Below are 12,831 nucleotides of genomic sequence, written 5' to 3'. Positions count from 1 at the left end.
TAAAAAGTAAAAGAAATGTAACTCTTACTAGAGAGAGGAACTTACATGATGATATATCTTGACTATGCAGCTACTACACCTATGAGCGAGGAAGCGTTACAAACATATATGAAAGCAGCTTCTCAATACTTCGGAAATGAACAAAGTTTACATGACATTGGAGGAACGGCTTCTTCTTTATTACAAGTTTGCCGAAAAACATTCGCGGAAATGATTGGTGGAAAAGAACAAGGAGTATTCTTCACAAGCGGTGGCTCAGAATCAAACTATCTTGCGATCCAATCACTTCTAAATGCCCGAAATAAGAAGCATATTATTACGACACCTATGGAACATGCATCCATTCGAAGTTATTTTCAATCTCTAAAATCAAAAGGCTATACGATCACTGAAATTCCTGTTGATAAAAGCGGACTCATTTGTTTAGTAGATTTAGAGGCATCTATTACAGAAGATACTGTGCTAGCAAGTATACAGCATGGAAACTCTGAAATCGGAACCGTTCAAAACATTACAGAAATCGGGGCAATTTTGAAAAAATATAATGTTTTATTTCATACGGATTGTGTGCAAACGTTTGGTAAACTGCCTATCCATGTTTTTGAGATGGGGATTGATAGTCTTTCTGTTTCAGCACATAAAATATACGGACCAAAAGGTGTCGGCGCTTGCTACATAAATCCGCAATCTCGCTGGGAACAAGTATTTCCAGGAACTTCTCACGAAAAAGGATTTCGCCCAGGTACAGTTAACGTTCCCGGCATCGCATCTTTTTTAACAGCTGCTGAAAATATATTAAAAACTCAATGGGAAGAAAGTTTACGTTTTAAAGAGTTACGATCCTACTTTTTAGAGCAAATACAAACACTTCCGCTAGAAATTGAAGTAGAAGGTCATTCTACTTCTTGTTTACCACATATTGTTGGGGTTACAATAAAAGGAATAGAAGGTCAATATACTATGCTAGAATGTAATCGTCATGGTATTGCCATTTCCACCGGAAGTGCTTGCCAAGTCGGTAAACAAGAACCTTCGAAAACCATGCTTGCAATTGGAAAAACGTATGAAGAGGCCAAACAATATGTCCGCTTCTCTTTCGGACAACAAACAACGAAAGATCAAATTGATACTACTATTCATGCACTACACACAATTGGAAATCAATTTTATAGAGGTGTTAAATCATAATGAAACAAAATGAACAAAAAAAGATTTTAGGTGAAGAAAGACGACAGCTTATCCTCCAGTGGCTTCTCGCTGCAAATGAGCCGTTATCTGGAAATGAACTATCGAAGAAGACAAACGTAAGTAGGCAAGTTATCGTGCAAGATATTTCCTTACTTAAAGCACGAAACGAACCAATTATTGCGACTGCTCAAGGCTATTTATATTTAAAGCCACAAGAGAAACAACAAGCTTTTGAACGCGTAATCGTATGCCAGCACAAACCAGCAGAAGTACGTCAAGAACTTACAATGCTTGTTGATCACGGTGTTACGATTAAAGACGTAAAAGTTGAGCATCCTGTATACGGCGATTTAACAGCATCTATTATGGTAAGTAATCGCTTTGATGTAGAACAATATTTACAAAAAATAGAAAACACAAATGCTTCTTACCTTTCGCAACTAACAGATGGTATTCACTTACATACAATTGAGGCCGATTCTAAAGAAAAGTTAGATGCTGCTTGCAAGGCACTGGATAAAGCAGGATTTCTCGTTTATTAATGTAAAGCACAGAGTTTTTATAATTCTCTGTGCTTTTTTAATGCTATAATATTGTAATCAATCGTAAAGGAGATCACTTATGGGAATTAAACTCGTTCACTTTAGCATTGGCAAACCGAAACAAATGAAATATAGCGAAGATAAAGAAATGATTACTGGTATATGTAAGGAACTTACAGAAGAAGCTTTCCTCTCAAAAGATGGATTCCTCGGCGATGACGTAGCAGATTTAAAACATCATGGCGGTCCTGATCGAGCTGTTTGTGTATACCCACACGAGCATTACGCACTATGGGAAGAGGAATTTCAAACTACGCTTCCAGCTTCCACATTTGGCGAAAACATTACCGTAACAAATATGTTAGAGCGTGATGTTTGCATCGGAGATACATATCAACTAGGTGAAGCAATCATTCAAGTGACACAAGCAAGAGTACCTTGTAGCACTATTTCAAAACGCCTCGGTATTCCTGGCATTTTGCCGCGCATTGTAGCAACTGGATTTACTGGCTACCTATGCCGTGTTCTTCAAGAAGGTACTGTACGTAAAGATTCTAAAATTACATTACTAGAACGTCAACCGAGCAATATTTCTGTGTTGTTCTCTAACGAAATCTATTTTCATAATAGAAAAGATAAAGATGGCATAGAAAAAATTCTTGCTGTTCCAGAACTAGCTGATATTTGGCGTGGTCAGTTAGAAGAGCGTCTTGTGAAGTTAAAATAAAGAATCCCACCAGGTAAAACAGTATTAAGTTCTGATATGCTCCCCATTAGGTAGACAGATAAAAAATAAAAATCTGTTTATCTAATGGGAGTATTTTTATTTTCTCTTCCTTCACGTCCAAACATATAAAAATATATTTCATATTATATATGGACAACCTTTAACCCTTATATATGAAGGGAGTGATTAGTTATGGCAGATTACTTCTTAAAAAATGGAAAAAAATATTATAAGAAAAATGATCATCCATGTAATTCTTCAAATTCAGATTCAACTAACTGTTTTATACAGAACTATACTATTTTCGGTACGGAAGATACCCCTCAAGATCTTGATATAACAACTGGAATTCCTCGAACTGTATTTGAAAACTTCACTAAAAATCATAATAAGACACTTATTAAATTTAGTTTCAGTCCTGCATTTGCAACAACGATTAGATTAACAATTGCAAGATTAAACCATCGCTCTCCACTTACATTTACCTTAACACCAGGAGATATTAAAACATTTTTAGTAGAAGATGTTTTGAGTATTACTTTCTCAGATACTGTAGCTCCATCTACACTTAATCTATTAATACAACAAACGAATTGTATTTGCTGCGGTAATTCGAACAATGATGAATCCTATTATTATAATAGTTGTAATGATGCGTACTAAAAACACGACAAAAGAGTGACCTATTCCTAACAGAAAGCCGTCCTAAAATATCTTTTAGGACGGCTTCTTTATTTTGCTAGCTTAATTACATCACTTACTCCAATAGAATCGATAGCTTACTCTGCCTCAAACCGATAAACAACTTTTCATTTCAAACAAGTTTAACAACAGCTCCCTTTACAACCAATAAGAAGAATAACTCCCCAGCACAGTAACAGAAAAACCGAGTGCTTCAAGTTCCATCGTTACGCCTGGCAATAATACGTCATCATACGCTTTATCGACATCGATTAAGAAAAAGTAATTTCCAAGACCTGTTTTCATCGGACGCGATTCGATTTTTGATAAGTTTAATTTTCTCCATGCGAAAGCTGATAACACTTGATATAGGGCACCTGCATAATCTGCAGGTAACGTTATCATAAGCGTCGTTTTCTCTCCGCGGTTCTCTCCGTTATTCGGGAGTACTGCTTTCTTTTTCTTATGGAGTACTAGGAAACGTGTGTGATTATTTTTATGCGTATGAATGCTACGCCTCACAATTGTTAATCCATATTTTTCTGCAGCTGCTTCATTTGCAATAGCGGCAATTTTCTCTTCAGGATGTTCTTTCACATATTGCGCAGCGGCACTTGTGGATGTCATATCTCGAACAGTTACTCCTTTTAATTCTTCATTTAAAAATTTATGGCACTGTGCAATGGCATGCGGATGAGAATGCACCGCATATACTTCATCCCACACTTCTGCATACTGCGGATGTACAAGTAAATGCTGCTGAATTGGTACTGTAATTTCTCCTACAATGGAAAGCGGCTGCTCATGTACAAGGTAATCAACCGTTATATTCACTGAACCTTCTATTGCATTTTCTAACGGTACAACTGCGAAGTCTACATTTTCATTTGCAGCTGCATCTATACAATCTGGAATCGTTCGATACGGTACATGCTCTGCTTCCGGAAAAAAACGACTCACCGCCATATTTGTAAATGTTGCTTCTGGTCCTAAATATCCTACTCGAATCATCGTCTTTTCCCCTCTTTTTCGTTTTCTTACTGTTATACCATACTTTTTTATATTCTTCTATGCAAATTTCGAATATTAAAAAAAGACTAGCTTTCGCTAGTCTAAATGTTTCTTATATTCTCTTTGAGCGAAGAAGAAATAAATGATACATGCTGCGATATAAAACAGAATGAACAAACCTACTTTTCTTAATGATCCATCCATAAAAAGCGTATTATGAAACGTATATAACGCAACTGCACTATGCATACTCCCTACTATAATTGGCGCAAAAAATAGCATACATAATTGCCAACGAGAAATTTTCCATACTTCTTCCTTCGTCATTCCAAGTTTAGAGAGTGCACCATACTGCTTTCGGTCCGATGCAATATTATGGAACCATTTAAAATACACGATACTACATGAAGTAAGAAAAAATAATATACTAATAAATGAGCCTACAAATAGAGTAATATCGCCGCCTTCTTTCATATTTACATATAACTCCATATTGCTTCGAAATGCATTATTATCTTGTTTCATATGTTTCCGTAAATCTTCATTTAATTTCTTCGTCTTTTCGATATTTGGTAATGTGTAGCCTCTATATATCATTTTTTCAGAATCAGGAACCTGATTTGCTATACTGTCAAAATCTTCATCATTCATAACGAAGAACAGACCATTAATGTACGAGGGATGATGGTTAAATTGAACACCTTCTTTCTGACCGTTAAATACGAATTGATATGGTTGATTCATTACTCGCAATTGAATCTCTTTTTGATTATATACATTCGAATTATTGTATTTATTATAATAAACGAGTGTCACTGTACCTTTTTTAGGACGATACGTTTTCTGTTTTTGTTTCCTCGCTTCTTGGTTATATTCACTTTCTTTTATAAGCGGTGCTATTGTTGTTTCTCCCTTATTAGACTGAAAGGATGCATACACTCCAATAAAACTCATATATTGAAAATCATCATACTCATATTGATGCAGTAATTTTTCAACCGCACCTTCTTCAAAGACTTCATGAGTAGAAATACCTTTTTCTATGTACGAAAACGAGTGTATCCCTCCAGTTCGCCACATATCTTGCATGCTAGAAAAATATAAGAACACCGTACCTGTTGCTGTAACTACAAACGTCGTTGCCATAGACATCAGAAAGAAAAAGCGACCATTTTCCTTCATTCGATGTGACAATTGATTCACTATAAATAAATACGGATATGTATACATAATCTTTTTATTTCGCTTTATCATTTCTAACACTTGGGTAGCACCATGCGCGAAAGAAAAGTACGTTCCAAAAAAGACAAGTATAGACACAGGGAAAAAGTATATCGCTATCGTAGCCATCGTCACTTGTAGCGCCAACGCATACCCGCCCACTAAACAAGCAAAACCGAATAAACAGAGCCACTTTGATGTTTTCTTCTCTTTTTTATCTGTTCGAAATTCTTTCAATAACCGAATGATTTTTATATTCCATATACGTAAAGCACTTATAAAAGATAATAGAATAAAAACGACTATATATGTAATAAATGTTACACCAATCGCCCTTACGTCAAATATGACAGGCAGTTCTTTCGGAAGCCCCAGTAACATACTAAATACCATAAAAAAGAGTTTTAAAAATATCATACCAAGCCCAATACCGAAAATATTCGCGAAGACCCCAATTAAAATTTGCTCGGTCATAATCACTCCTATTACGTTAGACTTCGTTGCTCCCATTAACATATATAACCCTAATTCTTTCTTACGTGCTTCTATGAAAATAGAAGTAGAGTACAAAATAAATATGACGAAAAAAGAAATGATTATAACATTACATATGATAAGTCCCCAGCGTACGTTTTGATACCACATCGTCTCTTGCATATATGGATGCACAATGACAGACATATATGCGTAAGAAGCAAATATTGCAAAACAACTACTTAAGAAAAACACTTTATAATTACGCCAATTTCCTTTTATATTTTGCAGCGCTAGTTGCCGAATGTTCATCTATCGTCCTCCTGTAACTTACTACATAGGCAAAAAGCTAGAGATTCCCCTAGCTTTTTACGTGTTTTAAATATCCTCTTTGCGCGATCATAAAGTAAATGGCAGAAGCTAAAATGTATGCTCCAATTACAAGCGCACCTGATTTCCACAAATCAATATAAAGCATTTTCCCTAACGTATGAAGAGCAACTCCACTATGAATGGAACCGATTAAAATTGGGATAAAGAAGATAACTCCCATTTGTCGAATCGCAATTTTGCGAATTTCTTTATCTGTCATACCGATTCTCTTTAACGATTTAAATTGAATACGATCTTGTTCTTTATCGTTAAACCATTTAAAGTATGTCATACTACAAGCGAAGAAGAAGAACAGTACTGCTACGAAGAAACCGATGAACATTGTAATTGCTCCACCTTCTCTTATATCCTTATACGCAAACACTGAATTTCTCAATTCTCCTTGCTTTTCTGGTGCAATTTCATTTTTCAAATCTAATACAAGATCTTCTGTACTTTTCCAATCCTCAATATAATAACCGTAATATTTCCTCTTTTCTTCATCTGGTACGAGTTTTGCATATTTCTCAAAATCTTGATCATTTACAACGAGATATTCACTATCATTAAAAACAGAATACTGCGTTGGGGCATTTAATTGAACAGACTGCTTTTGTCCGTTAATTGTAAATTCATACGGTTTCGTACGATCTATCTTCATCAGTTCATTTGACATATCAACCATAACCATCGTTGCACTACCCATTGCATTATGAATTTCTGAAGGTTGCTCTCTCTTTTGTTTACGCACTTCCGCATTATATTCTTTTTCTGAAATAATCGTCATCGGTACTTCATGTTCACTATTAAACAACGTTATTTTCTGTGTTGCTGGTAGTTTTATGTATGTTACTTTTCGCGCATCTTCAAACCCGTGTCTCTTCACAAGCTCCTGTACCTTTTCTTCATTAATAAGGCTATATGTATTTAACCCCTTTTCCTCATATGAGATAGCATGTGGTGTAAGTTCTACCGTTTTCGCACTCAAATTTTCAAAATATACGTAAAGCGTGCCAACTGCCGAGGATACAATCGCCGTAATAATAGAAATTACAAATAGAAAACGAGCATTATCTTTCATTTTATAAATAAGGTTGCTAAGAACAAACATATTTGGATACGTATAGAAAGATTGCTTTCTTTTTTGTAATGCTTTTAATACAACTGTACTACCTTGTGTAAATAGTAAATACGTTCCGCCAATTGTCAGTCCTACCACCGGTAAAAAGAGGATGATGAAATTCAGAAACGTTACTTGGAAGCTAAGTACATATGCAGCAATAATACATCCTATACCAACTACACTTAACCATGTAAATGCAAACGGCTCTACTTTTTGCTTTCTTGCTTCTCTTAATAAATCAATAATTTGCAAGCGTCCTACTGTCCAAACACTAAATAATGATAGGATTAAAAATAGAATAAAGTATACACCAGCTGTAATAAGAACTGCTTTACTATTCCAAACGAGTGGAAGTGTCTTATCTATTTTCAATAATACGCTTAACGCTTGGAAAAATAATTTTGAACAAAGCATTCCAACCCCAATACCAACTACAATTGCAATACCACCTAACATCAGTTGTTCTAATATAATCATTCGGCCGAGCTGCGATTTCGTTCCGCCTATTAATGTTAGTAGACCAAACTCTTTTTTTCTTGCTCGTAAAAACGTTGAATTTGCATATAAAATAAAGAGTGCCGAGAAGATGACCACAATATAATTCATCGATTCTAATCCTTTTGTAATCATCTTTCTCATACTAATATTACCGCTTACGACATCTGGATGATAAATAAAAGAAGCATACATGAAAAATACGACAATCGATAAACAACTACTTATAAGAAACGCTTTATAGTTACGCCAATTCCCTTTTACGTTATTAAGCGCGAGCTGGCGAAAGTTCATGATATTCTCCTCCTAGCATCGCAAGTACGTCCAGAATTTCTTGGAAAAAGGCTTGTTTCGTTCTTCCTTTATGTATTTCTGAGAAAATTTCTCCGTCGCGAATGAATAGAATACGTTCGCAATAACTCGCTGCTACTGGATCATGCGTTACCATTGCAATTGTCACTTTCTTTTGTTCATGTAAGTCTTGCAACGCGCTCATTAATGATTTTGCTGACTTCGAATCTAAGTTTCCAGTCGGCTCATCTGCTAAAATTAACGTAGGCTCATGAATAATCGCTCTCGCAGCTGCTGCACGTTGCTGTTGTCCGCCTGATACTTCGTATACTTTTTTATTTAAAATTTCTTCGATGTTTAAAAACTTCGCAATTTCCAGTACTTTCGCATCGATTTCATTTACAGATTTCTTCGCCATTACAAGTGGTAAAATAATGTTTTCTTTAATAGATAACGTATCAAGTAAGTTAAAATCTTGGAAGATGAACCCTAAATGTGTACGGCGAAACTCCGCTAATTTTGCAGCACGCATTTGATTAATTTCTTCCCCATTTACAAGCACATGACCTGAAGTTTGCTTATCAATTGTCGCCAATAAATTTAAAAGCGTTGTTTTCCCGCTTCCCGAAGGACCCATAATCCCTACAAATTCGCCTTCTTCTATTTTAAAATTTATATCGTTTAAAGCAGTCGTCGCTACTGAACCTTTTGATTGGTACACCTTCGTTAATCCTTTTACTTCAAGAACACTCATTTCTAATCCCCCTATGTGTTTTCTTCTTACATTTACTATAAGAAAAATAAGAAAAAGAAACGAGTGATTTCCCTTACAAAACGTTTTGTTATCTTACAGTTTTGTCATTTTTCTCATCAATGTATGATATTCTTCATCTTTTACAAATTGGAACGTGAATGTTGTCCCTTCTCCTTCAGCCGATTGAACATACATTCCATGATGTAAATTATCGCAAATTTCCTTCGTAATATATAAGCCCATCCCAGTCGCTTCTCTCGTTTTACGTCCATTTATTCCCGTAAAGAATGGGTCAAATATGCGCTTTACGTCTTGCTCTGGAATACCAATTCCATTGTCCTTAATATGTAATAACACCTTTTGATTTTTCTCTTCAATTTGAAATTGAATTTCTTTTTTCTCTACCGCTGAAATTTTGGTATACTTGATTGCGTTTACAACAATTTGACCTATAGCAATGCTCAGCCATTTTCTATCAGATGCAACCATACAAGTATCTTCTTCAAACATCACTTTCGGGAATACAGACGATTGAATGAAGGATTTTCGGTTTTCATTAATAATACCTCGCACGATATCTATAACATTTACTACTTCTACCTTATAATCTTTCGCAAACTGCTCTAGTCTTGCCATATGTAACGCTAAATCTAACCCATTTAGTATACGGTTATTTTCTTCACGGATACTTTCAACTGTTACTCTTGCCTCACGATGCTCTTTGCCAAACTTCTGCAACAATAATTCAATAACAGATACTGGTGTTTTCATTTGGTGAATCCATTGGTTCATAAATATCATTTGCTGTTGCTCTTTCGCATGCTGTTTATGAATTTCATTCATATATTGCTGTCTTAATAACGTAAAAGATTCAACGACCATTTCTTGCTCTGATGTATAAGATTCATCAATAAGTAAAGAGTCATGTAATGTATTTCCGCCAGTAACGTACTTTTCGATCCTCTTTAAAAACACACTCCGTTTTCGATAATCGTAAATGAGGTATACAGTAAACACAACTGTTCCTAATAAAAGTCCATATAACCACGTACTCCAATCAATGGATTTCTTTTCTAAAAGACTTTGCAACTGCAAAACGAGCCCAAATAAACAAAGGCTAACAATATAAGAAAGAATTAAAGGAAAGCGATCCACGAGGTAATTTTTAACCTTCATGCCCTTCGCCCCACTCCGTAAGAAGCGCATAACCATATCCACGTTTCGTTACAATTGCATTTTTAATGCCTAGCTCTTCTAGTTTCTTCCTTACACGTTTTACATTTACGGTTAATGTATTATCATCCACAAATGCTACTTCATCCCATAGAGCTTCTAACAGTTCTTCACGCGTTACATATTGATTCACCTGTTTCATTAAACACTCTAATAAGTAAAACTCATTTTTTGTCAGTTCAGTTTGTTGTCCCTGCCACTCAACGATATGCTGGGACGGGAATAACAACAGTCCATTTACACCTAAACAATCACTCTCAGCAGCAGAGGCATACTCTCCATAGCCACGGCGAAGCGCACTCTTCACCTTTGCCATTACGATATCTAAATGGAATGGCTTCGTAATATAATCATCGCCGCCATTTTCAATCGCCATCACTTGATCCATTTCCCCTGTTCTTGCAGAAACAAAAATAATCGGCGCATTCGATACAGTACGAATTTGACGACACCAATAAAAACCGTCAAAGTACGGTAAGTTAATATCAAGTAACACAAGATGAGGATTTATTTTTACAAACTCATCTTTTATATGACGTAAATCACTTGCTCTAAATGATTGATAGCCATACCTTTCTAAATGCTCCTCTAATATTCCCGCAATTTTCTCATCATCTTCTACAATTAATATTTTATACATGTTCTTTTTCTCCCCATAAAAGAATTCTTCTACATTTACTCCTTTTTCCATTATAAATTGAAAATTTAATTAGTGGGGATTTTTCCCTATAATAATCTAACTATTGCAATATAAAGTGATACTTTAATCAGTGGAGGTTCTACGGGCAAATAGTGGGATAAAAAAAAGACTGCCATATTTCGGCAGTCTTAATCGATAAATTCAAATTCATATTCAAGAATTTTTACAATATCTCCGTCTTTTGCACCACGTGCACGAAGCGCTTCATCAATACCCATTCCGCGCATTTGGCGAGCGAAACGACGTATAGATTCATCACGTGAGAAGTCTGTCATTTTGAATGTCTTCTCGATATCGTAACCAGAAATAACAAATGTGCCGTCACTTTCACGTGTAATTTCAAATTTAAGACTTTCAGCATCAAATTTATACATTACACTTGCTTCAGACTCTTCGACAACATCGTACATTGGGAATTCTGGTGTTGTTTCTAATAAGTTCGCTACTTCAAATAGTAAATCACGAACACCTTGTTTCGTTACAGCTGAAATTGGGAAGATTTTTACTTCGTCTCCCACTTTCTCTTTAAATGCTTGTAAGTTCTCTTCTGCATCTGGCATATCCATTTTGTTTGCTACAACAACTTGCGGACGCTCTGTTAAACGCATATTGTATTCTTTTAATTCATTATTAATTGTAACATAATCTTCATATGGCTCACGGCCTTCTAAACCAGACATATCAATAACATGTACAATTACACGTGTACGCTCGATATGACGTAAGAATTGGTGTCCAAGTCCAACGCCAGCATGTGCGCCTTCAATTAGTCCAGGAAGGTCAGCCATCACGAAGCTGCGGTTATCACCAGTTTCAACAACACCAAGATTCGGAACGATTGTTGTAAAGTGATACTCTGCAATTTTCGGACGTGCTGATGATACAACAGATAATAATGTAGATTTACCTACACTTGGGAATCCAACAAGTCCAACATCTGCTAGTACTTTAAGTTCTAGAATGACATCACGTTCTTGACCTGGTTCTCCGTTTTCAGCGATTTCTGGTGCTGGGTTCGTAGCTGTTGCGAAACGTGAGTTACCACGGCCACCACGGCCACCTCTTGCGATTACAGCAGTTTGTTCATGCGTTACTAAATCGGCAAGAATTTGACCAGTTTTTTCATCTTTTACTATTGTTCCTGGTGGAACCTTTACGATTAAATCTTCAGATTTACGTCCGTGCTGACCTTTACTCATTCCGTGCTGACCGCGATCAGCTTTGAAATGACGTTGGTAGCGGAAGTCCATTAATGTACGTAAGCCTTCCTCAACTACGAAAACAACATCTGCACCTTTACCGCCGTCGCCACCTGCTGGGCCACCTTTAGGAACATACTTCTCACGACGATACGCAACCATACCGTTACCACCGTCGCCGCCTTTTACATATATCTTGACCTGATCTACAAACATTATTTCACCACACTTTTTCAATTGGTTGTAATATAACTGAGACTTCTTCGTCTCGCACTGTATAAGAAATGGAATACCATTTATTGTTTTGGGTCGCAAGCCAATTCTGTAGTTCTTCTACACTCGTTAGCTTACCACGAAAATCAAAAAAGAAACGAGCATTATCCGCGTCACATTCAATTGTGATACAAACATAATTTTCAACATATACGTCTAAACTATGCTGAAGCATCGAGAAAAATTGATTCGTCCATGTACATACAGTCTCATCTAAGTGAGATAAGTTATGTAATTTCCCTAATACTTCGTACTCCAATAAGCACGGCTGCTGTTTCCAATTATATGTTAAAATCCACTCTGAAAATAAAGGCATTGATAGCCCCATCAGATTGGATTCTTGTCTCGCTTCTTGGACAAAACGATCGATGAGACTATGAATTTCTTCCACTTTTCCAAGGGAAAGGTTTCCTTTCACCATCTGCATACGATTGAGCCAATCATGTCTTGAATGGCGCAATGCATCTATAATTGTCCATTTTTCATTCATTTAGATACCCCTTAATATAGAAAAACTCTAACCTGCACTCAGGTTAGAGTTTTCCGT

12 protein-coding genes are annotated in these 12,831 nt (G+C 36.0%); 4 read left to right on the top strand and 8 right to left on the bottom strand.

The genetic code is table 11. The annotated features are described in order from the left end of the window. Nucleotides 1-45 precede the first annotated feature (45 nt). The 4 genes from MHI28_RS25000 to MHI28_RS24985 all read left to right on the top strand — a co-directional run bounded on the left by MHI28_RS25000 (nucleotide 46) and on the right by MHI28_RS24985 (nucleotide 3,120). Complete coding sequence (locus tag MHI28_RS25000) at nucleotides 46-1,188, top strand: IscS subfamily cysteine desulfurase (RefSeq protein ID WP_000973781.1); 1,143 nt, start codon at nucleotides 46-48, stop codon at nucleotides 1,186-1,188. Then, complete coding sequence (locus tag MHI28_RS24995) at nucleotides 1,188-1,730, top strand: transcription repressor NadR (protein ID WP_000812273.1); 543 nt, start codon at nucleotides 1,188-1,190, stop codon at nucleotides 1,728-1,730. The genes MHI28_RS25000 and MHI28_RS24995 overlap by 1 nt, the downstream gene beginning before the upstream one ends. Before the next feature lie 79 nt (nucleotides 1,731-1,809). Next, on the top strand, nucleotides 1,810-2,457 hold the full coding sequence (locus MHI28_RS24990; protein WP_000511662.1) for an MOSC domain-containing protein: 648 nt from the start codon (nucleotides 1,810-1,812) through the stop codon (nucleotides 2,455-2,457). 192 nt (nucleotides 2,458-2,649) lie between these two features. Then, nucleotides 2,650-3,120: a hypothetical protein gene (locus tag MHI28_RS24985; protein WP_000796366.1), complete on the top strand. Its 471-nt coding sequence runs from the start codon at nucleotides 2,650-2,652 to the stop codon at nucleotides 3,118-3,120. A 177-nt stretch (nucleotides 3,121-3,297) separates the two neighbouring features. Here the strand turns inward: MHI28_RS24985 and pheA are convergent, their stop codons facing one another. From pheA to MHI28_RS24945, 8 genes are all read right to left on the bottom strand, one after another. Next, a complete protein-coding gene (pheA, locus tag MHI28_RS24980) occupies nucleotides 3,298-4,149 on the bottom strand; it encodes a prephenate dehydratase (protein ID WP_000621701.1) in 852 nt (283 codons plus the stop codon). Between the two features lie 96 nt (nucleotides 4,150-4,245). Next, nucleotides 4,246-6,156 (bottom strand): ABC transporter permease, encoded by a 1,911-nt coding sequence (locus MHI28_RS24975; protein ID WP_001026364.1) that lies wholly within the window; start codon nucleotides 6,154-6,156, stop codon nucleotides 4,246-4,248. A gap of 49 nt (nucleotides 6,157-6,205) precedes the next feature. Next, the gene (locus MHI28_RS24970) at nucleotides 6,206-8,128 is read right to left on the bottom strand and encodes an ABC transporter permease (RefSeq protein ID WP_001011408.1); all 1,923 of its coding nucleotides are present in this window, start codon (nucleotides 8,126-8,128) and stop codon (nucleotides 6,206-6,208) included. Then, complete coding sequence (locus tag MHI28_RS24965; protein ID WP_000114530.1) at nucleotides 8,103-8,879, bottom strand: ABC transporter ATP-binding protein; 777 nt, start codon at nucleotides 8,877-8,879, stop codon at nucleotides 8,103-8,105. Before MHI28_RS24965 ends, MHI28_RS24970 begins: the two co-directional genes overlap by 26 nt. Nucleotides 8,880-8,972: 93 nt before the next feature. Then, a complete protein-coding gene (locus MHI28_RS24960; RefSeq protein ID WP_000865418.1) occupies nucleotides 8,973-10,055 on the bottom strand; it encodes a HAMP domain-containing histidine kinase in 1,083 nt (360 codons plus the stop codon). After that, a complete protein-coding gene (locus tag MHI28_RS24955; protein ID WP_002082113.1) occupies nucleotides 10,045-10,752 on the bottom strand; it encodes a response regulator transcription factor in 708 nt (235 codons plus the stop codon). The genes MHI28_RS24960 and MHI28_RS24955 overlap by 11 nt, the downstream gene beginning before the upstream one ends. 188 nt (nucleotides 10,753-10,940) lie before the next feature. After that, nucleotides 10,941-12,227 carry a GTPase ObgE gene (obgE, locus tag MHI28_RS24950; protein ID WP_000497121.1) on the bottom strand — a complete coding sequence of 429 codons (1,287 nt, stop codon included), beginning with the start codon at nucleotides 12,225-12,227 and terminating at the stop codon, nucleotides 10,941-10,943. 4 nt (nucleotides 12,228-12,231) lie between these two features. Further along, nucleotides 12,232-12,774 carry a sporulation initiation phosphotransferase B gene (locus MHI28_RS24945; RefSeq protein WP_001003585.1) on the bottom strand — a complete coding sequence of 181 codons (543 nt, stop codon included), beginning with the start codon at nucleotides 12,772-12,774 and terminating at the stop codon, nucleotides 12,232-12,234. Between the last annotated feature and the right edge of the window lie 57 nt (nucleotides 12,775-12,831).

The sequence above is a fragment of the Bacillus sp. FSL K6-0268 genome, assembly GCF_038005425.1.
Classification (GTDB): Bacteria; Bacillota; Bacilli; order Bacillales; family Bacillaceae_G; genus Bacillus_A; species Bacillus_A thuringiensis_S.
Note: the sequence above shows the minus strand (reverse complement) of the source record. Positions and strands in the feature narration are given on the sequence as shown.